Annotated in this window: 24 protein-coding genes; 8 read left to right on the top strand and 16 right to left on the bottom strand. The window is 71.2% G+C overall.

Going from position 1 to position 26,128, the window contains the following annotated elements; translation table 11 throughout:
- Positions 1-2: 2 nt before the first annotated feature.
- Both ACH34S_RS08320 and ACH34S_RS08315 read left to right on the top strand, forming a co-directional pair.
- A complete protein-coding gene (locus ACH34S_RS08320; protein ID WP_395951863.1) occupies positions 3-1,178 on the top strand; it encodes an FAD-dependent oxidoreductase in 1,176 nt (391 codons plus the stop codon).
- A gap of 85 nt (positions 1,179-1,263) precedes the next feature.
- Positions 1,264-1,689 (top strand): SgcJ/EcaC family oxidoreductase, encoded by a 426-nt coding sequence (locus tag ACH34S_RS08315; RefSeq protein WP_395951862.1) that lies wholly within the window; start codon positions 1,264-1,266, stop codon positions 1,687-1,689.
- A 95-nt stretch (positions 1,690-1,784) separates the two neighbouring features.
- Here ACH34S_RS08315 and ACH34S_RS08310 read toward each other — a convergent pair whose 3' ends face one another.
- Positions 1,785-2,855: a S1 family peptidase gene (locus tag ACH34S_RS08310; protein WP_395951861.1), complete on the bottom strand. Its 1,071-nt coding sequence runs from the start codon at positions 2,853-2,855 to the stop codon at positions 1,785-1,787.
- A gap of 366 nt (positions 2,856-3,221) precedes the next feature.
- A complete protein-coding gene (locus ACH34S_RS08305; protein WP_395951860.1) occupies positions 3,222-4,277 on the bottom strand; it encodes an amidohydrolase family protein in 1,056 nt (351 codons plus the stop codon).
- Between the two features lie 95 nt (positions 4,278-4,372).
- Here ACH34S_RS08305 and ACH34S_RS08300 point away from each other — a divergent pair, with 95 nt between their 5' ends.
- Positions 4,373-4,843, top strand: coding sequence for a MarR family winged helix-turn-helix transcriptional regulator (locus ACH34S_RS08300; RefSeq protein ID WP_395951859.1), 471 nt, complete (start codon positions 4,373-4,375; stop codon positions 4,841-4,843).
- 97 nt (positions 4,844-4,940) lie between these two features.
- On the top strand, positions 4,941-5,369 hold the full coding sequence (locus tag ACH34S_RS08295; protein WP_395951858.1) for a hypothetical protein: 429 nt from the start codon (positions 4,941-4,943) through the stop codon (positions 5,367-5,369).
- 140 nt (positions 5,370-5,509) lie between these two features.
- On the opposite strand, the gene ACH34S_RS08290 is transcribed toward ACH34S_RS08295, so the two are convergent.
- Genes ACH34S_RS08290 through ACH34S_RS08280 form a run of 3 tightly spaced genes read right to left on the bottom strand, consistent with a single transcriptional unit; the run spans position 5,510 to position 7,534 of the window.
- Positions 5,510-6,748 carry an RNA polymerase sigma factor gene (locus ACH34S_RS08290; protein ID WP_395951857.1) on the bottom strand — a complete coding sequence of 413 codons (1,239 nt, stop codon included), beginning with the start codon at positions 6,746-6,748 and terminating at the stop codon, positions 5,510-5,512.
- 10 nt (positions 6,749-6,758) lie between these two features.
- Positions 6,759-7,097 carry a YciI family protein gene (locus ACH34S_RS08285; protein WP_395951856.1) on the bottom strand — a complete coding sequence of 113 codons (339 nt, stop codon included), beginning with the start codon at positions 7,095-7,097 and terminating at the stop codon, positions 6,759-6,761.
- Positions 7,098-7,132: 35 nt separating this feature from the next.
- A complete protein-coding gene (locus ACH34S_RS08280; protein ID WP_395951855.1) occupies positions 7,133-7,534 on the bottom strand; it encodes a VOC family protein in 402 nt (133 codons plus the stop codon).
- A 191-nt stretch (positions 7,535-7,725) separates the two neighbouring features.
- Here ACH34S_RS08280 and ACH34S_RS08275 point away from each other — a divergent pair, with 191 nt between their 5' ends.
- The 3 genes from ACH34S_RS08275 (at position 7,726) to ACH34S_RS08265 (ending at position 12,794) form a co-directional block, all read left to right on the top strand.
- Positions 7,726-7,929 (top strand): hypothetical protein, encoded by a 204-nt coding sequence (locus ACH34S_RS08275; RefSeq protein ID WP_395951854.1) that lies wholly within the window; start codon positions 7,726-7,728, stop codon positions 7,927-7,929.
- Positions 7,930-8,324: 395 nt separating this feature from the next.
- Complete coding sequence (locus ACH34S_RS08270; protein ID WP_395951853.1) at positions 8,325-9,635, top strand: MFS transporter; 1,311 nt, start codon at positions 8,325-8,327, stop codon at positions 9,633-9,635.
- Between the two features lie 54 nt (positions 9,636-9,689).
- A complete protein-coding gene (locus ACH34S_RS08265) occupies positions 9,690-12,794 on the top strand; it encodes an AfsR/SARP family transcriptional regulator (RefSeq protein WP_395951852.1) in 3,105 nt (1,034 codons plus the stop codon).
- Positions 12,795-13,076: 282 nt separating this feature from the next.
- Here ACH34S_RS08265 and ACH34S_RS08260 read toward each other — a convergent pair whose 3' ends face one another.
- On the bottom strand, positions 13,077-13,583 hold the full coding sequence (locus ACH34S_RS08260; protein WP_395951851.1) for a nuclear transport factor 2 family protein: 507 nt from the start codon (positions 13,581-13,583) through the stop codon (positions 13,077-13,079).
- 118 nt (positions 13,584-13,701) lie between these two features.
- On the opposite strand from ACH34S_RS08260, the gene ACH34S_RS08255 reads away from it, so the two are divergent.
- A complete protein-coding gene (locus tag ACH34S_RS08255) occupies positions 13,702-14,598 on the top strand; it encodes a LysR family transcriptional regulator (protein ID WP_395951850.1) in 897 nt (298 codons plus the stop codon).
- On the opposite strand, the gene ACH34S_RS08250 is transcribed toward ACH34S_RS08255, so the two are convergent.
- From ACH34S_RS08250 to ACH34S_RS08205, 10 genes are all read right to left on the bottom strand, one after another.
- Positions 14,587-15,441, bottom strand: a complete 855-nt coding sequence (locus ACH34S_RS08250) for an aldo/keto reductase (RefSeq protein ID WP_395951849.1) — start codon at positions 15,439-15,441, stop codon at positions 14,587-14,589. The genes ACH34S_RS08255 and ACH34S_RS08250 overlap by 12 nt on opposite strands.
- A gap of 18 nt (positions 15,442-15,459) precedes the next feature.
- Positions 15,460-16,866 carry an indoleacetamide hydrolase gene (gene iaaH / locus ACH34S_RS08245; RefSeq protein WP_395951848.1) on the bottom strand — a complete coding sequence of 469 codons (1,407 nt, stop codon included), beginning with the start codon at positions 16,864-16,866 and terminating at the stop codon, positions 15,460-15,462.
- Between the two features lie 107 nt (positions 16,867-16,973).
- The gene (locus tag ACH34S_RS08240; protein ID WP_395951847.1) at positions 16,974-17,297 is read right to left on the bottom strand and encodes a MiAMP1 family antimicrobial peptide; all 324 of its coding nucleotides are present in this window, start codon (positions 17,295-17,297) and stop codon (positions 16,974-16,976) included.
- A gap of 129 nt (positions 17,298-17,426) precedes the next feature.
- On the bottom strand, positions 17,427-20,204 hold the full coding sequence (locus ACH34S_RS08235; RefSeq protein WP_395951846.1) for a BTAD domain-containing putative transcriptional regulator: 2,778 nt from the start codon (positions 20,202-20,204) through the stop codon (positions 17,427-17,429).
- Positions 20,205-21,213: 1,009 nt separating this feature from the next.
- Entirely contained in the window at positions 21,214-21,555 is a 342-nt protein-coding gene (locus ACH34S_RS08230; RefSeq protein WP_395951845.1) for a PadR family transcriptional regulator, read from the bottom strand.
- A 14-nt stretch (positions 21,556-21,569) separates the two neighbouring features.
- Complete coding sequence (locus ACH34S_RS08225; RefSeq protein WP_395951844.1) at positions 21,570-21,788, bottom strand: hypothetical protein; 219 nt, start codon at positions 21,786-21,788, stop codon at positions 21,570-21,572.
- Between the two features lie 332 nt (positions 21,789-22,120).
- Positions 22,121-22,891, bottom strand: a complete 771-nt coding sequence (locus tag ACH34S_RS08220; protein WP_395951843.1) for a phosphotransferase — start codon at positions 22,889-22,891, stop codon at positions 22,121-22,123.
- The gene (locus ACH34S_RS08215) at positions 22,885-24,051 is read right to left on the bottom strand and encodes a TolB family protein (protein ID WP_395951841.1); all 1,167 of its coding nucleotides are present in this window, start codon (positions 24,049-24,051) and stop codon (positions 22,885-22,887) included. Before ACH34S_RS08215 ends, ACH34S_RS08220 begins: the two co-directional genes overlap by 7 nt.
- On the bottom strand, positions 24,048-24,587 hold the full coding sequence (locus ACH34S_RS08210) for a SigE family RNA polymerase sigma factor (protein ID WP_395951840.1): 540 nt from the start codon (positions 24,585-24,587) through the stop codon (positions 24,048-24,050). The genes ACH34S_RS08215 and ACH34S_RS08210 overlap by 4 nt, the downstream gene beginning before the upstream one ends.
- Before the next feature lie 355 nt (positions 24,588-24,942).
- Entirely contained in the window at positions 24,943-26,124 is a 1,182-nt protein-coding gene (locus ACH34S_RS08205; protein ID WP_395951839.1) for a DUF222 domain-containing protein, read from the bottom strand.
- Positions 26,125-26,128: the final 4 nt, after the last annotated feature.

Below are 26,128 nucleotides of genomic sequence, written 5' to 3'. Positions count from 1 at the left end.
GCATGAACTCAGCACCCGCTCCCGTCGATGTCGTCGTGGCCGGTGGCGGCATCGGAGGGCTGTCCACCGCCTACGCGCTGGCCCGCTCCGGCCGCTCGGTCCGCGTCCTGGAACGGGAACCGGAGTTCACCGAGGTCGGCGCCGGGCTCCAGATGGCGCCGAACGCCACCCGCATCCTGGCGGACTGGGGCCTGCTCGACGAGGTCCTCGACGCCGGGGTCGCGCCGCGCCGGCTGCTGTTCAAGGACGTCCTGGACGGCGCCGAACTCACCCACCTCGGCCTGGACGACGCGTTCGTCCGCCGCTACGGCGCGCCGTACGTCGTCATCCACCGCAGCGACCTGCTCGCCATCCTGACCCGCGCGTGCGAGCGGGCCGGGGTGGCGCTGGTGCCGGACTGCGACGTCCGGGACGTCACCACGAAGCCGGACGGCGTGACCGTCCACAGCGCCAAGGGCGACCACCAGGGCCTGCTCGCCGTCGCCGCGGACGGCCTGCACTCCACCCTCCGCGCCAGGTTCAGCGACGACGAGCCGATCTGCTCCGGCTACGTCGCCTACCGTGGCGCGTTCCCCGTGGCGGACCTCGGCGACCGCATCGACAACGACGCGCTCCAGGACGTCGTCTGCCACGTCGGCCCGGGCTGCCACCTGGTGCAGTACCCGTTGCGGCGCGGCGAGATCTTCAACACCGTCGCCGTCTTCAAATCCCCCGCCTACGAGCGCGGCGAGGAGGACTGGGGCGGGCCGGAGGAGCTCGACGAGGTCTTCTCGGGAGCGTGCAAGGAGGTGCGTGAGGGCCTCGGCTCCCTGTGGCGCGACCGCCGCTGGGCCATGTACGACCGGCTGCCGATCCCGAACTGGGTGGACGGACGTCTCGTCCTGACCGGCGACGCAGCGCACCCCATGCTGCAGTACCTGGCGCAGGGTGCCTGCCAGGCGATCGAGGACGCCGCGTCCCTCGCCACCGAGCTGGGCGGCGCCGGCACCTCCGACTGGGACGGCGCGGTCAAGCGGTACGAGGCCGAACGCACCGGCCGGACCGCCCGCGTCCAGGCCAACGCCCGCCTCTGGGGCGACATCTGGCATGTGGACGGCGTCGCCCGGCTGCTCCGCAACGAGGTGTTCCAGCAGCGCGACCCCCGCGACTACCGCCACGTCGACTGGCTTTACGCCTGACGCCTGACGCCTGACGCCTGACGCCCGACGCCTGACGCCGGACGCCTCTTGACCTCAAGTTCGCTTGACGTCCAAGACTGGGCCAATGAGCGAAACGGAGATCGACGCGATCAGGCAGGTCGTCGCCGTGGTCGAACACGCGCAGAACAACGAGCTCCCCGACGAGTTCCTCAGCCTGTTCCGGTCCGACGCGATCTGGACGACCGGCGCCGGCAAACGCCTCTACGGCCTCGACGAGATCTCGGCGTTCACGCGCAAGGTGCTCCCCGGCGGGATGCGGGGCATGACGGTGACGTTCGAGCTGGAACACGTGCTGTTCATCCGCCCCGACGTCGCCGCCGTCAAGGTGCGCCAGCTCTACCGGACCCCCGACGGGCCGGACGTGGGCACCCCGCTGTGGGTCATGGCGAAGGAGGACGGGCGATGGCGCCTGACCGCCTGCCAGAACACGGGCGTGCCCGACGAGGAGGCGGGGACCGGCGACCGTCCCATCTTCGGCTCCGGCGAGTGAGGCCGCAGGAACAGCAAATGTGGGGCCCCCGGTGTACCGGGAGCCCCACATGAGCGGAGAGAGTTCGCCTCACATCAGATGATCGAGGTGGTGCTTCAGCCCGTCTTCAGGGTCGCGCCCTGGGCCTGGAGGGCCTCGTCCAGCGGCTGGAAGAACGACTCGAAGCCGGAGCCGCTGCAGCTGGAGCTGCTGATGCCGGAGGTGATGGCGATGGCGACGTTGCCGCCCTGGAGCGAGCCGCCGCTGTCACCGGGCTGGGCGCAGGCGGTGGTCGCGATGAGCTGCGTGACCGCGCCCTGCTGGTAGTTGACCGTGCGGTCGTAGCCGCGGATGGTCCCGGACGTCGTGCCCGTGGTGGAGCCCTTCTTCTGGATCGGGCTGCCGACCGCCGGACGCCCGACCTCGGTGAGGTTGGCGTTCGTCAGCTGCACCTGTCCGGAGCTGCGGAGCGACCCGTAGTCGTTGCCCGGGAAGCTGTTCAGGTTCCGGGTGCCGACCGTCTGGCCACCGGCGGTGGTCCAGGTGGCGCCGATGGCGGTGCAGTGCCCGGCGGTCATGACGTACTCGGTACCGCTCGCGGTGCCGATCGCCGACACCGAGCAGCGCGAGCCGCTGGTGTGGATCGCGTCGCCGGGGCCGAGCGCCAGCTGCGGCGACCCGTCCACGCGCTGGATCCGGACGGCCTTGCTCAGCGCCTTGGCGCGCTTCACGAACGCCTTGGTGGCGGCGTCGTTGTCGGCCTTCGGGACGGTGACGACGACGGAGTTCGTCATGACGTCGAGGCCCCAGGTCAGGCCGGTGACGGCGGGGGTGCCCGCGTGCCGGTCGAGGGAGTTCTTGGCGGCCGTCAGCGGCTGGATGCCGTACTTGACGATGCGGGGCTTGGCGCCCGCGGCCTTCACCTGCTCGGCGGCGGCGGCGCTGGTCACGTTGATGACCAGGTTTCCGGCGCCGTCGACGTAGGAGCCCGCGTGCTGGGAGCCGAGCTGAGCCTGCACCTTGTTGGCCAGCTTCGTCTGCGGGAGGTCTGCGAGCTTGACGTAGTCCGCGGTTGCGGGGGTGGCCTGGGCCGTCGCGGGGACGGCTCCGAGCGCGGGGAGCGTGATCAGCGCCGCGGCACTCAAAAGTGGGGGTACCACGCGTTTGAGATGCGATCCACGGTTCACTCTGGTCCACCTTTCGCCGCCGTTCGCCTGTAGGCGTAAGCGGCATCTCGGGGGTTGGCGGGGGGCAGCCGCCTTGATCACGCGAACAGGCCGGAATGGCCTCCGTGATAAGGGCGACGCCGTGGCAGCAACGTACTTCGATGAGGTGTCAACAACCAGATTTCAAGCCGTAACTGAAATTTCAGTCGGTCCTGAAATGGCTCCGACCTGGGAACGGCGCCTAGCCGCCACACGGCCGCCGTCCAGCCTCCGTGCCGTTGCCGTGCGGCCGCCGGGTAGCCGCCGCCCGGCAGCCCCCCGCCCGCCCCCCCGGCCACCGATCGGCCACCGACCGGCGACCGGGCGGCCATCGGTCCCGCCGCCGGCTCAGCCGCCGATGCGGGCGGCGAGGCGCGGGAACAGCCGCAGCGCGTTGCCCCGGACGATGGCGCGGTGCGCGCGCCCGTTCAGGCCCGGGTCGCGGTCGAATTCAGCGGTGTTGATGGCGACCTCCCGGGCCGAGTTGGCGGGCCAGTCGGTGCCGAACAGCACGCGGTCCGCGCCGACGGCGCCGAGCAGGGACGGTGTGGCGTACGGCGACGTCGGCAGCGCGGTGTCGTAGTGGAAGCGGCGCAGCGCCGGACGGATCTTGGCCGGGTCGGGTCCGTCGTCCTCCCGGCCCCAGCGCTCGGCGCGTCCGGCCATGTAGGGCAGCATCCCGCCGCCGTGGGACAGGATGATCGACACGTGCGGGTGGCGCTCCAGGGTCCCGGCGGCGATGAGGCTGAGCGCGGTGCGGGTGGTGTCGAGCAGGAAGTCGCCGAGCCAGTCGCCGACGTTCGGCACCTCGACGATGCCCTTCGGCGCGACCGGATGGGTGAACACCACCGCGCGGCGCCGGTTCAGCTCGGCGAACAGCGGCTCGAACATCGGGTCGCCGAGGTAGCGGCCGTCGGCGGAGGTGTTGAGGAGGACGCCGTCCGCGCCCAGCTCGTCCAGCGCGTGCGCGGCCTGCCGCAGCGCGAGGTCCGGGTGCAGCATCGCGACGTTGGCGAAGAAGCCGAACCGGGTGGGGTTGTCGCGCACCAACTCGGCCAGCGACTCGTTGCACACCTGGACGCCCGAGACGGCGACCTTGCGGTCCTTGAACACCTCGGCGGGGGCGGGCGCGGACGCGACGCCTACCGCGATGCCGTTGGCGTCCATGGTCCGCAGGGTGTCCTTGAGCGTCCACTGGGACCAGCTTGGGCCGCCCGTCGGCGGGACCATGCCCATGTCGACCAGCCATTGCCGCATCTTCGGCGGGACGGCGTGGTGGTGGACGTCGATCCTGCCGCGCGCGGGCCGCCGGCCCCTCGCGGCCGCCTCGCCTGCCGGGACGGCGGCCAGGGCGGCGGTCAGGCCGGAGACCTGGAGTGCACGTCGGCGGGTCATCTCGGGCATGCGCTTCTCCTGTCGGTCGTTGCGGGTGCCGCCCACTTCGGACCTAACGAGAAAGTCTCATCTAAGACTATATCAGACGGGTCTACGCTGGCCTCATGCTTGATGACCTGGTCATACGGGTACTGGCCGAGGACGGCGACGCGGCCCTCCGGCACGTGGGGCTCGGCATGCTGCTGGCCACCGCGCACAACCAGAGCCGGGAGGCCATGAACGAAGAGCTGCGCGCGCTGAGCGTCGACGTGCGCGGGCTCTCCATGCTGCTCGCCCTGAAGCTGTACGGGCCGTCCAGCCAGCGGCGCCTCATCGACCTGTCGGGCATCGACAAGTCCACGATGGTGCGCATCGTCGACGAGCTGGAGGAGGGCGGCCTGGTCCGCCGCGAACGCGCCCCGCAGGACCGTCGCGCCTACTCGATCACCCTCACCGCGGACGGCGAGCGCACGCTCGCGGACGCCCGCCGCATCGCCGCCGACGTGGGCGAACGCCTCTTCGGCTGGCTCGGCCCCGGCGAGCGCGACCAGCTCACCGGCCTGCTGCGCCGGCTCGCCGAACACACCGCCAAATAGCCTAAAAGAAATGGTTAAGCGAGTATTGATCCCGGTTTGGGGTTGTTCTCCGGAAGGGAATTGGTGACTGAACCAGGGCTCGATTCAAGGAGGCTCGATGACGACCAGAATGACCCATGGTTCCGCATCGGTTCCGGCGGGTGAGCGGCACCGGACGTCCGGGTGGCTGACGTTCGCCGGCACCCTCGCCCTGGTGGTGGGCGCGTTCAACGTCATCGACGGCCTGGTCGCGCTGTTCAAGGACGACTATTACCTGGTCGGCCAGAACCAGATCCTCGTGTTCGACTACACCACCTGGGGCTGGATCTGGCTCGCGGTCGGCATCGTCCAGATCGGGATCGGCGCGGGCATCATGGCCGGCAAGATGTGGGCCCGTGCGGCCGGTGTCGTGCTCGCCGCCCTCGCCGCGATCGGCCACCTCGCCTTCCTTGTGGCGTTCCCGCTGTGGTCGGTGCTCACCATCGCGCTGTGCGTCCTGCTGATCTACGCGCTCTGCGCGCCCCAGGCCGGCGCCACCGGCAAATGACTCGTTCGGCGGGCGAATGACTCGTTCGGCGGGTGAATGACCGGGCGGACCCGTCCGGGCCGCGGAATGGCGCGACGGCGGCGACCCCGCTCCGCCGCCGCCCGCCTTTCCCGCCGGCCGGGACGGGTCCGCTCCAATAGTCAGTGCACCGGGTTGGTAAGACGCTCTTCCAGAAGGGCCTGCTGGGCCGGATTGGTAGTGAGAGATAGGGCCCGTTGGTCGGCGGCTTGGGCGGCCTCAGGCTCGCCGAGCGCCCGGAGCAGTTCGGCTCGGGTGGCGTGGTAGAGCGGGTAATGCTCCAAGGTCTTGCGGTCGGCGGGCGCGAGCGCGTCCAGCGCGGTGAGGGCGTTGCGCGGCCCGCCGCGCGGAGCGGGATGGTGGTGCAGGGCGATGGCGCGATGGAGCCAGTGGACGGGTGACGGCGACAGCGCCAGCAGCATGTCGTAGAGGATGAGAATCTGCGGCCAGTCGGTGTCCGCCCAGGTGGGAGCCTCGGCATGGCAGGCGACGATGGCCGCCTGCAACTGGTAGGGGCCCGGGCTCCGCAGCGCGGCGGCGCGCTCGATCAGCCGGATCGCCTCGGCGATGGCGTCGCGGTCCCAGAGCCTGCGATCCTGGTCGCGGAGCGCGATGATCCGTCCATCCGCGGTGAAGCGGGCGCTGGTGCGGGCCTGGTGCAGCCGGATCAGCGCCAGCAGGCCGAGCACCTCGGGCTGCTTCGGCAGGAGCCACGCGAGCTGGCCGGTGAGCCATTCGGCGTCGTCGGCGAGGTCCCTGGCGTGCGGGCGGTCGCCCGCCGTCGGCAGGTAGCCCTCGTTGAACAGCAGGTAGATGACGGCCAGGACCTGGTTCACGCGGTCCGGCAGCTCGGCGTCCGGCGGCACCCGGTACGGGATGCCCGCCTCGCCGATCTTCCGCTTGGCGCGGGTGATGCGCTGCCCCACGGTCGGCTCCGGGACGAGGAACGCCGCCGCGATCTGCGCGGTCGTCAGCCCGCACACCGCCCGCAGCGTCAGCGCGATCTGCGCGGGCCGCGGCAGCGCGGGATGGCAGCAGGTGAAGATCAGCTTGAGCCGGTCGTCGGGCTCGGACGGCACCGGCCAGCGCATCCGGGCCAGCTTGTCGCGGTAGCGCTCCTGGCGGCGCAGCACGTCCAGGCCGCGGCGGCGGGCGACGGTCAGCAGCCACGCGTCCGGGTGGTCGGGGACGCCGTCCTGCGGCCAGCGTTCCAGCGCGGTCTCGACGGCGTCCTGCACGACGTCCTCGGCGGCGGCGAAATCGCCCAGCACCCGCACCAGGCACGCCGTCAGCCGGCCCGTGTGCTCGCGCACCACGCGGGCCAGCTCGGCGTGCACCCGGTCCTGTGGAGCGTCCGTCACGGGAGGTCCGTCACGTGACCGGGCGGATCTCGATGATCGGGCATGCGGGCCACGCCTTCGCCACGGCCAGCGCCTCGTCCAGGTCGGCGACCTCGATCTCCGCGTAGCCGGACACGACCTCCTTGCCCTCCACGAACGGGCCGTCGGTGACCAGCGCGTCGCCGCCGGTCAGCCGCACCGTCGTCGCGGTCTCGGCGGGACGCAGGTGCCCGTGGTGCTTGATCACGGCCGAGTGCTCGGCGAACCAGCGCCCGACCGCCTCGAACGCGGCCTCCCGCGCGGCCTCGTCCATCTCCTCCAGCTCGCGCGCGTACTCCTCGGTCTCCACGAACAGCATGACGTACTTCATATGCCGCTCCCTTCCCGTCAAGGGCCAGGTGGACGCTACCCGGCGGGCAGCGGGCAGTACAGGTCGACGCCGTTGCCGTCCGGGTCGAGGACGACGGCGTACCGCATCCCCCAGAACGCGTCCCACGGCTCCTGCGCGCCGGTGTACCCGGCCTCGGTCAGCTCGGCGTACTTGGCGTCGACGGCGGCCGGGTCGGCGCACTCGAACGCCAGGTAGGTGCGGGGGTCGCCGGTCGGGCGGTGCCACCCGCCGCGCAGCGTCCCGCCGCGGAACCTCTCGGTGTCGAGCATGAGGTGGACGCCGTTCGGCAGGTCGCAGCCCGCGTGGTCGGGGTAGGCCTCGTCGACCTTGAACTCCACGCCGAGCCGGGCGTAGAAGTCGATCGCGGCCTGGAGGTCGGACACGATGATGTCGATGACGTTCAGCGTCGGGTTCATTGACCCGCTCCTCTCGATGCGGCCGGACGCGTCGGCCTCCGGTGATGTGCGTCTTCACCCCCTAGACGATCGGGCGGCGGCCCGATCCGACATCGTCCGGGCATCGATTTCGGGGTGCGGTAGAGTCGGCGTCGTCACGGATAGTAATCGTGACCCTACGGATCGGCAGCCGGCGACACTGAGGAGGGGCCTTGGCCGGTTATCGCATCTACCTCGTCGACGGTGCGCGGCGCGACCTCTCGGCCGACCGGTGCAGGCACGCCGGCTCCCGCTACATCTTCGAGCGGGAGAGCGAGTCCGGCGGCTGGCAGACCGTCCACGAGGTGGCCGTGGTGGACGTCGCCCAGCTCCAGGACGGCGGCGTCCCCGTCGCCGAGCACGACGTCACCGCATAGCCTCGCCATAGCCCGGCCACGCCCCGCCGGATCGCGCACTCATTCCCATATTAGAATCAATTTCTATTGCGGAATGAAAATGAGCTTTCCGTGATCGGTCAAGGGCCCGGGACGGGCGGCCTCTATACCGTATGCAGCGCGTCGTTGCGGGTTTATGGCCGGACACGTCCTAACCCGGCCAGCGGGACTCCCTGCCTGGTCCGCGCCCGCCCCGTGCCCGGCCCGTCGATCACCCGGCATTGGACCACCGGGACCCCCGCGATGCCTGTGCTACCTTGTGGGCCACCTAGATCTTGAAATCTTGCCGAGGGTACGGGATCTGTGGACTCGCAATGGAGAAACCCCTTGTTGTAAGGGCGTCGTCCCCCGCCGAGCAGCCTTCGACATTCAGGCCGTTGTCCTTTTCGTGGGTGCTGGCGCTGTTCACCGTCAGCCTCGGAATGTGGATCGGGCTGCTCGCGTCCGTCCAGGTTCTGCTGCCGAGCCAGATCGAGGCGATCGCGCCGGGCCGGAAGGTCTGGACGCTGGGCGCGGTGACGGCCGCCGGAGCCGTGGCGGCGGTGCTGGCCGCCCCGCTCGTGGGCGCGCTCTCCGACCGGACCGGGTGGCGGTTCGGGAAACGCCGCTCCTGGGTGATCGGCGGGACGGTGTGCTGCGCGCTGGCCCTTCTCGCGCTGCCCTGGCAATCGACGGCCGTCGGGGTCGGCATCTGCTGGACGATCGTGCACGGCGGCGTCGGCGGCATTTCCGCGGCGCTCTGCGCGGTGGTCGCGGATCGCGTGTCCGTCGACCGGCGCGGGACGGTGTTCGCCATCCTCGGATTCGCGCAGCCGCTCGGGCTCGTGTTCGGGACGCTGCTGGTGTCCGGCATCTCGTTCCGCGCCGGTTATCCGCTCATCGCCGTCCTGGTCGGGATGCTCGCCCTCCCGTACGCGTTCATCGGACGGGACGTCCCCGTCCACCGCCCCGCTGGCCCCGTCCCGGCCCCCGCACAGAGCCCTGACCAGCCCGAACAGCTCGACCAGCCCGAACAGCTCGACCAGCCCGACCAGCTCGGCCGGTCCAGCCGGCCGGACGCGGCGGCGGTGCCGGCGCGGAAACCGGCGAGGATGCGGCGCCCGCGCCCGCTCGCCGCCGCGCGCGCTCTGGGGCCGGATTTCGTCTGGGCCTGTTGCGGAAGATTCATGGCGCAATTCGCGACGTCGCTGGCAACGGTTTACCTCTTGTACTTTCTCCGCGACGAGATCAGGCACGCCGATCCGGCGCAGGGGGTGGCCGTCCTCAGCCTGATGTTCACCGCGGGAATCATCGTGGTCGGCCTTGTGGTCGGGCGCGCGTCCGACCGGACCGGACGGCGCAAGATCTTCGTGATCATTGCCGCATTGCTGATGGCCGGCGGGCTGGCCGGAATGGCGCTGGTGCCCAGCTGGTCGGTCGCCGTGGTCGCCGCCGCCGCGCTCGGCGCCGGATATGGCGCCTACCTCGCCGTCGACCAGGCCCTCGTCACGCAGGTGCTGCGGAGCGAGCGCGAGCGCGGAAAGGATCTCGGCGTGATGAACATGGCGGGCAGCGCGGCGGCGGCGGTCGCTCCGCTCGTCGCCGCCGGAAGCGTCGACCTCGGTGGCTACACACTCCTGTTCTTGCTCGCGGGCGTCGTGGCAGTATTGGGCGGGCTCCTCATCCAGCCGATCAAAACAGTTTCTTGAAAAGGCCGTCATGAGTTACTTCTGAGTCGTGTTCGACGGGGGTGTCGGAGGCATATGGCTGCGGAAGGCGTGTATTTCCGGGTCCTCGGTCCGCTGGCGGTCACCGTGGACGGGGTCGCGGTCGCGCCGCCCCGCTCTCCGGTCCTCCAGGGGCTGCTGGGCGTCCTGCTCCTGGCCCGCGGCGAGCCGCTGCCGACCGGCCGGCTCGCCGAGCTGGTGTGGACGGACCGCGCCGGCGAGACCAGCCGCGAATCGGTCCATGTCGGCGTCTCGCGGCTGCGCAAGTGGCTGACCGGCCTCGAGACCGACCGCGCGGACGAGCCCGGCCGGCCCGACCGGATCAAGATCGACTACCAGGACGGCTACCTGCTGGACTGCGCCGCCGACCGCTCGGACCTCGGCCGCTTCCTGGCGCTCGCCGAAGAGGCCCGCTCGTCGTCGGCGGAACCGGAGCACGTGTACCGGGCCTTCTCGTCCGCCTTCGCGGAGCGGAAGGGGCCGCTGCTGGCGGGCCTGTCGCGCATCGACCGTACCGACGCGCTCGTCCGCGGCCTGGAGGAGGAGATCCGCGGCGCAGCCATGGGCTTCGCCGCCACCGCGCTGGACGCGGGCGTCCCGGAGGGCGCGGTCACCGCCGTCAGCGCGCTGACCGCGGAACTCCCGTTCGACGAGCCGCTGCACGCCGTCCTCATCGACCTGCTGATGGCGTCCGGCCGGTCGGCGGAGGCGCTGCAGACCTACCGGCGGCTGAGCGAGCACCTCGCAGAGGAACTCGGCGTCGAGCCCAGCGAGGAGGTGCAGCGCGCACACATGCGCGTCCTGTCCGCCAACCGCACGCTCGACGAGCGGGACGCGGCGCCGGAGCCGCCGCCGCTGCCGCCGCCCGCCCAGCTCCCGCCCGACATTCCCGACTTCACCGGCCGGAGCGCCGAGGTGGTGGACCTGGCCGAGACCCTCATCGCCGGTCGCGGGACGGCACGGAACCGCACCGTGTCCGTCGCCACCGTCGCCGGAATGGGCGGCCTCGGCAAGACGACGGTGGCGATCCACGTCGCGCACCAGATCGCGAGCTTCTTCCCCGACGGGCAGCTGTACGCCAACCTGCGCGGCGATTCGGCGAACCCGGCCGACCCCACCGAGGTGATCTGCCGGTTCCTGCGCACGCTCGGCATGTCCGGCGCGGGCATCCCGCCGTCGCTGGACGAGCGCGTCGCGCTGTTCCGGAGCCGGCTGGCGGGCAAGAAGATCCTCGTCGTGCTCGACAACGCGGCGGGGGAGCCGCAGGTGCGGCCACTGCTGCCCGGCACGCCGGAGGCGGCCGTGCTCATCACCAGCCGCACCGCCCTCCTCGGCCTGGAGGGCGCGAAGCTGCTGAACCTCGACGTGCTGACGTCCGCGCAGGCCGTCCAGCTGATCGCGACCGTCATCGGGGAGCAGCGCGTCGCGGCCGAGCCGGACGCCGCGGTGGAGATCGCCGAGCTGTGCGGCCATGTCCCGCTGGCGGTGCGGATCGCGGCGGCCCGGCTGCTCGGCCGCGGCCACTGGACGCTGGCGCATCTCGCGGACCTGCTGCGGGAGGAGCGCCGCCGGCTCGACGAGCTGGTCGCGGGCGATCTGGAGGTGCGGGCCGGGTTCGAGATGAGCTACCGGCTGCTGCCCGCTGAGGCCCGGCGCGTGTTCCGGCTGATCGGGCTGCTGCACGCCCCCGACTTCGCGTCCTGGACGGTCGCCGCGCTTCTGGACCGTCCCATGGCGGAGGTGCAGCGGCACCTGGAGACGCTGATCGACGCGCACCTGGTCGGCATCACCGGCGTGGACGAGACGGGCCAGCTCCGGTACCGGCTGCACGACCTGCTCCGGCTCTACGCCCGCGAGCTCGCCGAACGCGACGACCCGGAGCCGGAGCGCGAGGCGGCGCTGCGCCGCGCGCTCGGCGGCTGGCTGTCGCTGGCGGAGGAGGCCGCGGAGCACGTCCCCGGCCCGTGCTACGCCGCCATGCACGGGCCCGCGCCGCGCTGGTCGCCGCCCGCGGCCGTCACGACCCGGCTGCTGGCCGACCCGATGCAGTGGTTCAGGTCCGAGCGGGCGGCGCTCGTCGCGGAGGTCGGGCACGCCTGCGAGCTGCGCTGGACGGACTTCGCCTGGGATCTCGCGGCGTCCATGGAGAAGTACTGCGACGTCCGCGGCCTCTACGACGACTGGCGCCGCATGCACGAGCGCGCCCACGCGCTGTGCCGGGAGACGGGCGACAAGCGCGGCGAGGCCGTGAGCCTGCGCGGGCTCCTCGAAGTCACGACCTGGACCTCGCCCTCCGGGTCCGGGACGGCCATGACCCGCATGCACAGCCTCGCCGTCCGGCTCCTGGACCTGTTCACCGAGCTCGACGACCCGGCCGGGATCGCGGACGCGCTGGTCGCGATGGTCTGGGCCGCGGTGGCGCGCGGCGACGCCACCGAGGCGCTGGCGCTCGCCGACCGCGCGCTGCGCATCTCGCGCGAGGCCGGCTACGACGGCGGGCGGGTCCGCGCGCTGCACGTCATGGCCATCGCGCACGGCGAGGGCAACCCGCACGACGCGGTCGAATGCCTCATCGAGGCGCGGGTGGTCGCGGAAGGGCTGGGCAACCCCAGGGTCACCGCGACGATCGTGCAGTTCCTCGGCGCCGGCCGCGCCCTGACCGGCGACATCGCGGGCGGCCGGGAGCTGCTGGACGAGTCGATCATGATGGCGCGCAACCTCGGCGACCGCTACCTGGAGACGTTCTCGCTGCTCTATCTCGCGAAACTGTTCGTCGCGACGGGGGACGGCAGGGCGCGGGCGACGATCGACCTCGCGCTGACCTACAGCCGCAACGGCAACTTCCGCCACCATCTCGCCGACGCGCTGGGCGTCCTCGGCGAGCTGAACCTCGCCGAGGGCGACATCCCGGGGGCCGTCGCCTGCCTCGAACGGTCGGTGCAGGTCTGGCGCACCCGCGGCTGGATCCCGTTCCTGGCCCGCGCGCTGCGCGCCCTGGGCGACGCGCAGGCCGCCGCAGGAGACCACGACGCCGCCCGCGCCAGCTGGACGGAGGCGCGCGAGCTGTTCGACGGGATCGACGACACCGCCGGGCACTCCTCCATCGAGGAGCGCCTCGCCTCCGGCGACAAGATCGGCTAGATCGTAGGGGCCGGGGATCGCCTGATTCGACCGGATCGGCTAACTGATCCGGCTCCGCACCGTTAGCGGTCCGGTTAGCGATCGGTAAGGCCGGTCTCGGTAGCGTCGAGATCAGCACGGCAACAGGGTGCCGTACACGGAAGCGATTCTCCGTCGTGGGGCCAACTGACGCGGGGGCGCAGTTGAATGTCGGGGTTCGTAGTCGATAGAGAACCGGCCATACCGGCCGGGACGGCCCCGTCCCGGCCGCGTGGCCCCGTCACCGCACCGGGTGCCGGTGGCTCAGGTGCCGAAGATCGTGGCGGGATCGCCGATGTACCAGGTGTTGTCGATGCGCATCCGGTGGATCAGCCACCGTTCCCCCTCGCGGACGAGTTCGACGTCATAGGGATTCTTCAGCAGGGCGAAAGTGTCGTGGTCGGTGGTGAGGAGATGCTGGGCCTCGACCAGGGCGGTCAGCCGTGCCGTGTCGCCGGCGATGGCGATCCGGGCGTTGGTGACCTGGTGAGTGGTGTCGATCCGGCCGGTGAACGAGGCCAGGACGGTGGTGACGATCGTGTCCCGTCCGGCCAGCACCGGCGGGCGGCCGCCCCACCGCGCCGCGGCGGGCCGGAAGTCCAGCTCGGCGTCGGCGGTGAACGCCGAGGCGAACAGGGCCGCGTCCTTCAGGTCCTGGCCGAGGGCGAAGCGGTACAGCGTGTCCAGGATCTCGGCGCGGTCCCGCAGTTCCCGGACGACCGCGCCGCTGTCCTCCGAAGCGGCGACCGCGTGCTCATCGATGACGTACATAGCGCTCCCACACAGGTCAGAGGCATTCCAGCAGTTCCACCCTGCGCGGCGGAAGGAAGCCGATCAATGCGTGACCGGGCAAGAATCGTGAAGCCGGAATTAACGATCTGGGGGCGTCGTGCTGGAGCGGCATGAGATAGAGGCGTTCGTCACGCTCACCGAGGAATTGCACTTCGGCCGCACCGCCGAACGCCTGCACATGTCCACGGGCCGGATCAGCCAGATCATCGCCAAACTGGAACGGCGCGTCGGCGTCCCGCTGTTCGACCGCACCAGCCGCCGCGTCGAGCCGACCGCCGTCGGTGAGCGCCTCTACCAGGAAGTCCGCCCCGCCTGGGACCGGATCAACGCCGCGGTCGAGGAGGCCATCTGCACGGGTCGCGGCCTGAACGGCACGCTGCGCGCGGCCTTCGTCGGCGCGGCGGGCGGGCAATTGCTCGCCGGGGTGACGGAGCTGTTCCGGAAACGGCAGCCCGACTGCGACGTCCAGCTCCGCGAGGCGCAGATCGCCGATGCGATTCCGTGGCTGCGCGCCGGGGAAATCGATGTCGCCCTAGGTACCTTCCCCATTGACGAGCCGGGCATCACCAGCGGCCCGGTTCTGGTCTCCGAGGCGCGAATGCTGGCCGTCCCGTCCAAGCATCCGTTCGCCCGCCGCGAGTCGGTTTCCATGGAAGACCTGGCCAGAACGAAACTGCTGCAATTCCCCGACCCGATTCCCGAATCCCTGCGCAACGACCACACCCCGCAGATCACGCCCGCGGGCCGTCCGATAGAGCCGGGCCCTTCGGCCTCGACGCTCAACGAGATGCTCACCCTCGTCGGCGCGGGCCACGGCGTGTTCCCGGTCGGCGCGCAGACCAGGCGCTACTACGCACGGCCCGACGTCGCCTACGTCCTCCTGGACGATGCCCCGCCCGTGCGCTGGGGGCTGCTGTGGCGCTCCAACAGCGCCACCGCCCGCGTCCGCGCGTTCGCCCAGGCCGCGCACGACCTGCGCCGCCTAACCGCCTAGCCGGTCGAGCCGCCGGAGCTGGTCGTCGCTCAGCCGCAGGTCCGCCGCCGCGACGTTCTCCTCCAGGTGGACGATCGAGCCGGTGCCCGGGATCGGCAGCATGACCGGAGACCGGTCGAGCAGCCAGGCCAGCGCGACCTGCGCCGCCGTGGCACCGCTCTCGGCGGCCACCGCGGCGATCTCGGCCGCCCCTCCGGACGCCGCCGGATGCACAGGCCGCCAGGGCAGAAACGCGATCCCCGCCGCCGCGCAAGCGTCGAGAACACCCTCATGCTCCCGGTCGAGCACGCTGTACCGGTTCTGCACGCTGACCACGTCGACGATCTCTCGCGCCTGAGCAAGCTGCTCAACGGTCACCTCGGACAGCCCGATGTGCCCGATCTTCCCCTGGACCTGCAGCTCGCGGAGCGCCCCCAGCTGGTCGGCGAGCGGCACGTTCGGATCGATGCGATGCAGTTGGAGCAGTTCGAGCCGCTCGACGCGCAGCCGCCGCAGCCCCTCCTCGACTTGGCCGCGGAGGAAGTCGGGCCGCCCGCAGATGTCGGCCTCGCGCGGCGGGTCAGGCGGCGCGACACCGACCTTCGTGGCGATGAGCAGGTCGTCGGGGTAGGGGTACAGCGCCTCGGCCAGCAGTTCCTCGTTGGCACCCCACCCGTACAGATGCGCCGTATCGATCAGCGTCACACCCAGCTCGACCGCGCGCCGCGCCACGGCGATGGCCCCGTCCCGGGCCTGCCGGGGCGCGGTCGGCAGTTGCATGGCCCCGAACCCGAGCCGCCGCACACTCAGCTCACCCGCAATACGAAAACTCCCAGAATCCACGATTCGCCCCCCAAAGATCATCAACGATAACAGCAGACCTCAAAGGGGCGGCCGCGGCAAAGGCGGCAGCGTGCTTTCGACCGCTTCGCCGATGGCGAGAAGCAGGGCGTCGGACGAAACGGGCCCGGCGAGTTCGAGGCCGATCGGGAGTCCGTCCCGGGACATTCCCGAAGGGATCGACAGGCAGGGGAGGCCCGCGGTACTCGCCGCGTCCGTGTTGCGGATATAGGTGTGGAAGGTGTCGACGGTCTTGCCGTTCAGCTCGACCGTCCGGTCTTCACCAGCGGGTTTGTGCGGCCGCGCGGGCAGCGGCGTGGTCGGCACGAGATAGGCGCCGACGTCGTTCCGGTCGAAATAGGCCGCGAAAGCAGCGCGGAGGGCCGGACGATGAACGGCGAGGGCCGCGCGGTATTCGGCGCTCGGCACCGCGTCGTCGTCCAGGATGGATTCGAGCATCTCCCGGATCTGCTCGGTCGCGACCTGCGAGACCAGCTCGCGCAGCGTGAGCGGCGAGGAATGCTGATACAGATAGGCCGACAATTCCCGGCCCACCTCGTACAGGACCAGCGTGAAGCTGGCCGCCTCGTTGAGCTGCTCCAGGTCGGGAATGTCCCGCTCGACGAGCACGACACCGCGCGCGGCGAGCCCGTCCAGCGCGCTCTCGGTCACCGATGCGACGTCCGGATCGAGCCCGTCGTAGAAGAATTCACGGGGAACCCCGAGCCGAAGCCCGGCCAGCTCGACCGGATCGGCAGAGGCCCCGGACGGCGCGCAGATACCGTCGATCAGCCGGACGTCCGCCACGGAACGCGCGAGCGGCCCCACCGTGTCACGGGTCGACGAGATCGGCACGACACCGCGCCCGTCGTAACGTCCATGCGTGGGCCGGAACCCGACGCACCCGCACAGCGCGGCCGGGATGCGGCACGACCCGCCGGTGTCGGCGCCGAGCCCGGCGGGCACCAGCCCGGCCGCGACGCCCACCGCCGTCCCGCCGCTGCTCCCACCAGGGATGCAGTCCTCGCGGTAGGGATTGCGAACGATCCCGAACACCGGGTTGTTGCCCGTCATCCCGAAGGAGAGTTCGCCCAGGGACTGCTTGCCCATGAGCGTGCCACCGGCGTCCAGCAGAGCCTGCGCGACGGGCGCGTTGCGCCGCGGACGCGAGCCGCGCAAAGCCGGAGTGGACGCCGTCGTGGGGAGATCGGCGGTGTCGATGATGTCCTTGAGCGCGAACGGCAACCCGTACAGGGGACCAGGACGCGTCGGAGCGTTCTCAATCGACCGCCGGACAAGGTCGGGCTCATGCGAGACGTAGGAGTTGAGCCGCGCCAGCCGCGCACTCCGCTCGATCAACGCCTCGACGTACTCGCCGAGATCCAGCTCCCCGTCACGCAGCCGCCGCACCGCCTCAACCGCGGACAACCAGTGCAAATCGTCGACCATGGCGCCCACCTTGCCCTATCAGGCGGCTGCTTCACATGGCCGGCGCGCGATCGGGCAGGCGAAGCGCGCCGGGTCGCGGCCGCTTCACCTGCCCGAGTCGGGAGCGGTCAGCAGTGGAAGAAGATGCTCCGCCAGCCGAAGGGGTCCTTGCTCTCCTGGCTACCCCGGAAGGTGGTGTGGACCTTGCCCGTGCAGTCAGGCGTGTTGTACATGGCCGCGGTCTGCCCCGTGTACGTGAAGCGGTACGCCGCCTTGAAGTTGTCGTCGATGGGGTTGCAGCCGCAGGCGTGGACGACCTTGGCCCTCCCGGTGTTCTGCGGCCCCTCCCAGCTGAGGAAGCTGCTGGCGTAGGCCGACCCGGTTCCGAGGACGACCACGGCGGCCGCCACGGAGGTCGTGACCGCCGTGCGAACGGCGTGACGGGCGTTCATGTGATTTCTCCTTTGTCCTGTGGACGGTGATGCCTCAGACACATGGGGAGCTGTGCCGCCGGGACCCGTTCGCGGCCCCCGGCACGTCACACTCTGCGCACGCCGGCTGTCGCCCCGGTCACTCCCCGGTCACGCGGCCGGGCCGTGTCCGCCCGTCGCCCGCACCGCCCGGACCTCGCTCGCGATGCCGAGCGCCAGCGCGACGCCGTCTTCGGCGTTGGCGCCGCACTCCCAGGCATCGGCATACGCCTGCGGCTCCAGGCACTCGCGCACCCGGTTCGTCGCCCGGACATGCTGAACGTGGAAGGGCTTCAGCCCGGCGAGCGCGGCTCCGGTCACCTGGCGCCGGTGGTGTGCCGCCCCCAGCAGCCGGGCGGCGTGCCGGTGATGCCCGAGCGCGCCCACCGCCCAGGCGAGTACTTCCAGGCCCCACGCGGGGCCCCAGCGGTCGTCCATGTCCCGCTGCCGGACGAGAGAGTCGCAGAGCGGCGTCAGCGCGTCGCGGGGATCCCCGTGCAGGAGTTCGGTGAGGCCCCTGCACCACTGGCCCCAGGTGCGCGCCCACTCCGCGCCGGACGCGTCGGCGTCCGCGACGTAGGCGTCGCAGGCGGACACGGCGACGCCCGGCGTCCCCAGGAAGGCGGCGCCCATCGCCCAGAACATCGTGGCCATGTGGGCGTCCCCGGCCTGGCCCGCGGCGCGGAACCCTTCCCTGGCCTGGACGAACCGCTCGATGCACGCCGGGTCGCCGGGCACCAGCAACGCGTACACGCCCTCGACGTAGGCCACGAGCGGGGCCTGCGACTGGGGCGCGCCGAGGGAGCGGCACTCGTCCATGAACGTTTCGGCGGCGGCCAGGTCACCCTGGACGGACGCGACGAACGCCTTCATGGCCGTCACCCCGACGACCGCCTCCTGGACGTGCGGGCCGAGATTCGCCGACAGGCGTTCGAGCCAGTGCCGCGCCTCGCCGAGGGTGCTGTTGAAGAACCAGGAGCGGGTGCGGGTGAGGCCGGAGGCGATGTCCGCGCCCGTCCCGACACGGTCCGGACGGGTGACGCAGAAATCCAGGGCGGCGCGGAGGTTGGGAAGCTCGGTACGCAGCCGGTCCAGCCATTCGACCTCGCGGGGACTGCACCAGTCCGCGACGGCCGCCCGAGCCAGCGAATGGTAATGGTCGCTGTGCCGGTTGCGGTACTCGATGATGTCGCCGTCCGCCCGGAGGCGGTCCAGCCCGTACTGGCGGATGGTCTCGAGCAGCCGGTAGCGGGCGGCGCGGCCGTGCCCGTCGACCACCACGACCGACTTGTGGATGAGCCCGGTGAGCAGGTCAAGGACGTCGCCTCCGTCGATGCCGTCCCCCGCGCACACGGCCTCGGCCGCCCTGAGGTCGAAGCTGCCGGCGAAGACCGCCAGCCGCGTCCACAGCAGGCGTTCCCCGAGCGTGCACAGGTCGTAGCTCAGGTCCATGACCCCGCGGAGCGTGCGCCGATGGTGGCTCGTGGCGGACGCCCGCGCGGCGGACAGCAGCCGAAACCGGTCCTCCAGTCGTTCGAGGATCTCCTCGGCGGTGAGCGAGGTCAGCCGGACCGCCGCGAGCTCGATGGCCAGCGGGATGCCGTCCAGACGCCGGCAGAGTTCGGCGGCCGTCCCGCCGTCCCGGACGGGGACCGCGCAGGCCGCCGCCCGGTCGCTCAGCAGCCGGACTGCCTCGCAGGCGTCGCCCTGAAAGGCGAGCCCCGAAAGCAGCAGGACGTGCTCCCCCGGAATGCCGAGCCGCTCACGACTCGTGGCGAGCACCCGCAGCCCCGGCGCCGCGTGCAGCAGCCGCTGCACCAGCAGTGCCGCGGCGTCCACCAGATGTTCGCAGTTGTCGAGGACGAGCAGCAGCCGCCGCTCGCGCACATGGTCGATGAGCGCGTCCACCGCGGACCGCACCGACTGGTCGCGCAGCCCCAGCGCTTCGGCGACGGCGCGCGCCACCAGCGTCGCGTCGGTCAGGGTGGCCAGGTCCGCCAGCCACACCCCGTCCGGGAAGGACGGCGCAAGCTGCCCGGCGGCGCGCAGGGCGAGCCTGGTCTTGCCGACCCCGCCCACCCCGGTCAGCGTCACCAGGCGGGAGACGCCCAGCAGCCGCCGTGTCTCCGCCAGCTCCCGCTCCCTGCCGATGAAGGACGTCGTCTCGGCGGGCACGTTCCCGCTCGGCCTCCCGGCCCGCGCCCCGGCGATCTCCGGGTCCGCCGCGAGCACCCGCCGATGCATCGCCTGGAGCTCCTCACCCGGATCGACCCCAAGCTCGTCGGCCAGCAGCCGGGTGACCTGCCGGTAGGACTCCAGCGCCTCCCCTTGCCGGCCGCACTGGTACAGGGCCAGCATCTGCTGAGCCCAGAAGCGCTCCCGCAACGGGTGCCGCCCGGTCAGCCGCCGCAGCTCCGGAAGCACATCGGCGGGACGCCCGCACTGGATGACGACGTCGATCCACAGCTCCTGCGCGGCCAGCCTCCGCTCATGAAGGCCCGCGACGACGTCCTGAAACCGCTCGGCGGGCAAATCCGCCAGCGCTTCACCCCGCCACAGCTCAAGCGCCTCACCGAGCATCGCCGCCGCCCGCCCGTGATCTCCCTTGGACGAAAGGACGTCCGCCTCCCGGACGAGCGAGTCGAACCGGCGAACGTCCAGCCCGTCGGACGCGACGTCCAGCACGTACCCACGCCCATCGGTGACCACGACGCCCGCCCCCAGAGCCCGGCGAAGCCGCAGAACATAATTCTGAACCGCGTTCCGCGCTCCCTGCGGCGGGCTCTCTCCCCACAGCCTCTCCACCAGCGCGTCCACCGAGACGACCTGCCCGGCATCGACGAGCAATGCCGCCAATAGACACCGCTGCTGCCCGGCCCGAACCGGCACAGGCACCCCGTCACGCATGACATTGAGGGGCCCCAAGATCCCAAACTCGTACCGGACGCTCACCACCGAAGAATAAAACAAAAAGTAACCAAGCAACTACTCTCCGCAGGCATATCTTACCGGCCGGGGTGCCGGAAGGCGTTCGTCGACGCCCGGCGAATGCAGCGGCCAGGTCAGGTGGGCGGGACGGGCTTAAGCGGCCGCCGCAGCGCCTACGCCTGCCGCGGCGCCCCACGCAGAATGGACAACACGTGGCAAGCCCGCGCCCGCCGGGTAGGCAACTCGGTCAGCAGTCCCAGCCATTCCTGGGCATAGCGCCCCCGATCACCAGCAGGCAGTAACGCACACCCAACAGCCACCAACCGCCGCACCACCACCCCAGGCGCCCGCCCCACCCCGACCACCCCTGCACGCGTCGAGGGCCCGCTGCTGGACAATCTCAGAAGGGCTTGCTCAGCCTCCACCAAGGCATGCAACGCCGCGTCCGTCGCCATCCGCACCGTGTCCGCCGCGTCCGTGATCGCCTGCGCCCTGTATGCCGCTGAATTCCCCATGTCCTCCGGATATCTCGTGTCTATCGCCCTGGCTGCCTTCGCCATACGTCCCGCTGTGCGCGCCGCCTTCACCGCGCGACCAGCCGCGAACGCCGCGGCCGCCGCACGTGCCGTCGCTTCCGCCGCGGAGCCCTCTTCCGCGGCGAGCGCCGCACGTTCCGCCGCCTCTGCGGCGAAAGCTGCCTGTGCCGCGGTTGCCGCTGCCGCCGCCTCCGCTTTCGCCCCCCATCTCGCCGAGTACGCCGCCTCGGCCGCCCGAGTCGCCGCCTCCGCCGCCATCCTTGCCGCGTACCTGGTCGCGAGGGCGGCGGGAAGTACACGGGTGGCGAGCGAATAGCGCGCGGATTGTAGCGCGTACATGTCGCGGTCTTGGGGCTCCCATGTGAGGTCGGCGTCGCAACGCATACAGGTTGATGGGACGGCGGGGTTGATGACAGAGCCGCAGTTAGGGCACGTCATGGGGTGGCTCCGGGGGTGTGCGGGCGCAGGGTGTCCCAGGGCTTGGGGGTGGTGGCGCGGTTGGCGTGGGCCTTGGCAAGAGCGATCCGGGCGTTCTCGGCGCCCTCCTGGGTGAGCTGGTAGTAGCGGCGGCGGGGACGGCCGAGGGCGTCGGCCTCGCGCTGCTCGCGGGGCTCCTCCCAGCGGGACTTGATCCACCCTGCCTGCTCCAGCCGGGTGATGATCGGGTACACGGTGCCGGTCGGCAGCTCGGTGGCCTGCACCATCTCCAGCCCGTACCACTCCCGACCCGGCTCCAGGAGCGCCTGGCGCAGCACCATCTGAGTCTGCACCGTCATCCGCGGCCCCCGGCTCACTGCGATCCCCTCCTCCCATTTCGCACGGCCAACAGCAACCCCGCCACCGCCGCCGCCAACCCGACCGGCCCCGCCACCGCAGGCACCAGCACCGCCAGCACCGCCGCCGCGAACGCGACCACCGCGATCCCCAGCCACGCCAGCAGCTCCCAGGCGACGAACACCCCGGACCGCCCCGACCCGCTCCCGCGTCGCTCGAACTCTACATAGCCCATGCTCGTACTCTACATACGCTCCGGCCGGGGCCGCCACCGTCGCTCACACAGCCAGTGCTTCACCGAGTCCAACGAAAACCTCTGGTACCGGGGTCCTGTCGAAGCGAGGAGGCGTGTCCGCTGCGGGGGTCTGAACTCGGTTTGGATGATGGCAAGAAATGTAGGACGGTCAGGGCCATTCATCGTCGGGCCCCAGATGAGCTTGAGCCCTGAAGCTGATCCGTTGCGACAGCCCTGGTGCGCCTGGGAAGTGATCCTCCGTTTTCAGGCGCCCACGAGTGTGCTGATTTCCTGATTGCGACAGTGTCTGGGCACAGGGGCGGGCTCGTCCTTTAGGCCGACGCCAACTCAGTGCGGTGGCGCTCGACCCAGGCTTGAGCGGCCTGCACCTCATCAACGACCCCGGCTTCGCGAAGTTTGATCATCGCCGGGTCGCCGGTTGCGGCGGCGGTCGTGATGCCGCGCCAGCATCGGTCCTGCCACCACAGGATCACATCGACCAGCTCGTGCCGGTCGGTCAGCCCGTAGGTGTCAGCCACCAAACGGACACGCCGCGCCGCCTCTTCGACATCGATGACGCTCGGCCCCAACCCCAGGTACTGCCAGCACACGTGGGCAACGTCATGGATCCGCCGTCCGGGCGCCGCAAGGTCCCAATCGATGAAGGCCACCGGCCGCAAACCCGCACCCAGATCCCGGTACACCGTGTTCTTCGGCGAGAGGTCGTTGTGGCACGCCACCTCCGCGTCCCCGGGAAGGTCCGTGGCGGCCGTCAGAGCGTGAAACTCCCGGACCATTTCGACGACCCGTATCAAGCTCTCGTCACTGCAGACCCCAGGAGGCTGAACCGGCTCCCAGGCCACATGACCTTCGACGAAGCTCAGCATTTCCCGGCCCTGTTCGTCGATGCCCAAGAACCGTGGTGCCCCGTCCCAACCGGCCCGCTCCAACAGCTGGAGCAGGCGATGGACGAACTCCGCTTGAGCGGCAGGCCTCCGCCGCACCGTGTCACCAACCCTGACGCTGACGTTCACGAAGCCACCAGGCAGCGAAGTCTCAGCCACCCGACCATCCTGCTGTGCTGCCATCGGTTCCGTCAGCATGCGACGTCTCCATGGAAGAGGGCATCGGGGTGGCGGAGGGTGGTGGTGCGGCCGTTGCGGAGGTCGAGCCACTGCCTGGCGGTCCCGGTGCTGAGCAGGACGTGTCGCGAGTCGCCGGAGCGGCACAGGACGCTGAAGGCGGGCTCGTTCGGGCCGGTGGCGGGGCCGGGGCCGGGGCCGTTGGAAGCCGGGCCGCTAGCCGGAGGGGACGGGGTACGTTGCAGCACCGTCGCGGTGACCTTGCCGGTGGTGGGGGAGACCTCCACGAGCCTGGTGCGGGTTGCCTCCGCTGAGACCAGGAGGAAGCGGTGCCCGTTCGCCGCCGTCCACAGGCTGGTCACTTCGTCCAGGGGGCCGGGGATGATCGCGACGCGCTGGCTGCGGGCGAGGACGTCCCCGCTGGGCCGTACGGTGTCCAGCACTCGGATGCCGTCGCCGTGAAGCGACTGGAACCAGGCGAAGGCGAGCCGGCGGCCGTCGGCGCTCAGGGACAGGTACTCGGCGACGCCCGCCGACTCCCACGTCGTACGCTGCCCGGTGGCCACCTTCAGCAGGTGGACGCGGGTGCGGGGACGCTCAGGCCTGCCGCTGGCGTCGGACGTGAACGCCAGCGTGCCGCCGTCCGCGGAGGCCACCAGCCTTCCGTTGCCCATGCCTGGCAGTTCGCCGCCGGGAATGGGGGCGAGCTGGACGGGGCGGCCGCGGTCGTCGATGCGCAGCCGGTACAGGCGGTCGGGACCATTCTCCCCGTCCTTGGGCGTGCCCAGTAGGTAGAACATGCGGTTGCCGGAGGTGCCCGCCGCCGCGGACCACCTGCCCACACCGCGTGGAGCGGGTACCCGGTGGAACTCGCGGCCGGAGTACAAGTCGAGGATCCGGGCCGGATCGTTGACGCCCGGGCCTTCGCCCGGGGGCAGCGTGAGCAGGTAGCGGCTGGCGGCCGACACGGGGCGTGTGTCCCGCTCCTGGCCGCGCCCGGTCACCACCACGGCGGCGGCCACCACGGTGACGACCATGAGCGCCGCGACGACCGGCGCCCAGCGGCGGGACGGCCGGGACGGTCGCGGGCCGGGCGCCGTCAGCGGTGCGAGGTCCTCGGGCCGTACCGCCGTGGTGGCGGCATCGAGCGCCCGGCCGAGCCGATCCTCGATCCTTGTCACTGGTCCTCCCCCAGCTTCCGGGCGAGCGCCGCCAGCGCCCGCGACGATGTCGACTTCACGGTGCCGCAGGAGATCCCGGTGACCTCGGCGATCTGGGCCTCGTCAAGGCCGAGGTAGAACCGCAGGACCAGGACCTCCCGCTGCCGGCCCGGCAAGGACCGCAGGGCGTGCAGCACCTCCCGGTGCTCCTCATCCAGCAGCACGGCCGACTCGGCGGACCAGACGGGCGGTTCGTAGTGGCGGCGGTGCAGGCGTTCCGCCAGCTTGCGGCGACGCAGGGCGGTGCGGCACCTGTTGATCACCGCTTTGCGGGCGTAGGGCAGCATCCGGTCGTGGTCGTGGAGGCGTTCCAGCCTGCCGTGCATGGCGATGAACACCTCCTGCACGACGTCCTCCGCCGTCGGCCGGTCGCCGACGATGAGCAGGGCCATCCGGACCAGGGCCACGTGATGGTCTGCGAACAGCGCGACGAGCGGGGCGGCTGGGTCGTCGTCCTCGGCCCCGGCTCCTTCGGCGACCGCTTCCTCTGTCTCCACACCTATGACACCCGCCGCGCCCGGCCCCGGTTGCTCCCGACCGCCGATTTTCTAGGACGTCCTAGCCCCGGATTCTCGCCGGGCATCGGGTCGGGAGTGCCCGTTCAGCTGAGAAGGGTGCCTTTGGCCTGGGACGACGGGGTGCCGGGTCCTAATGGCGCGCTCGGGTGAAACGTCGAAGGTTCCGAGGGCGCGTTGTGCGTCCCAGCGCACCTTGGCCTTGGCCTTGGCCTTCGAGTACAGGTTGAGCTGTCAGCGCGGTGCTGTGGCAGACGACCCGTGGGCCGATCTCCCATCCGGCCTGTCTCGCTTGTGGATGCGGCTGCCTGCCGGGGGAGTGGTCGGGGGGCGGTTGTTAGGCGGCTTGGGCGAGGTGGACGGGTGGCCCGTGCGCGTCGGGTGGTGGGAGGACGCGGTAGATGTGGCGTCCGGTGCTGTCGCGGACGATGTTCATCTGTTCGGCGTTGGTGTGTTTGAAGCGGTTGTGCCATCCGCAGCACAGGGCGAGCCGGTCGATGTCGGTGGGGGCTCCGAGGGCCCAGCCGGTGACGTGATCGACCTCGCACAGGGTCCCGGGCACCTCGCACCCCTGTACCGCGCACGTCGGATACAGGGTTTCGAGGACCTGGCGCTGCGCGGGGGTGGCGAACCGGACCCGCTGGCCCAGATACAACGGCACGTGGCCGCGCCCGAGAAGCAGGGGTGAGACGCCCGCGCTCAGCGCGATGCGGCGGACCTGCTCGGCGGGGATGGGCGTGCCGTCGGTGAGACGGCCGGGGGCGGCACCACCGGTGAGGGTGTCCAGATCACAGATCACGGTGACCTTGGTGGCGCGGTGCCCGCCCGCCAGCACCCCGGTCAGCGCGGCGGCCGTCCGCTCGGACAGATCACGCCGGTCATCGGTGCCGGCCGGTTTGGCCAGGGGTGCGAGGGTGCCGTCCCAGACGGCGGCGTCCTCGGCGTTCAGCCAGCCCTTCACATAACGGCCGCCGTCCAGAGAGCGGGTGGAGGTGACCCAGGACCGCGCATAACCGCGCCGCGACTCGGCATCGGGCTTGTCGGTGCCGTCGCGTTCGGCGATCACATCACGGATACGGCGCCCGAACGAGGCGACCTTCCCGGCCGAGAACCCCTGCCCGACCATGTCGAGCAACAGGCTCTCCGCACTCGCGCAGTCGGCGTCGTCCAGCCGCGCGACGGCGTCGGCGACGGTCGATGCATAGCCGTAGGACAGTTCCCCGGCGGCGAGGCGTTCGGTGACGCGGGGCAGGCGGTGGCGTTGCCGGGCCAGGGTGATGCGCTCTTTGGCGCGGGTGTCGCGCATGCCCAGGCGGGTGCGCAGCCACGCTTGGGTGGAGGGCAGGCCCCAGCGGCGCATCTCCCCCGAGGCGTCCACCCGCCCGATCAACGCGGCCAGCGCGCTTTCCTGCCGGTCGGTGGCGGCTGCGAGGGTTTCGGCGATGTGCATGCAGGCGGCGGGCGAGTCGGGGGCGTCGCGCTGGGCGAGTTCGTGGGTGATCTGCGCGATGGCGTTCACCAAT

Origin of the sequence: Actinomadura sp. 3N508 (assembly GCF_044326375.1) — a bacterium.
Taxonomy (GTDB): domain Bacteria; phylum Actinomycetota; class Actinomycetes; order Streptosporangiales; family Streptosporangiaceae; genus Spirillospora.
This window is presented reverse-complemented; position numbering and strand designations above follow the sequence as displayed.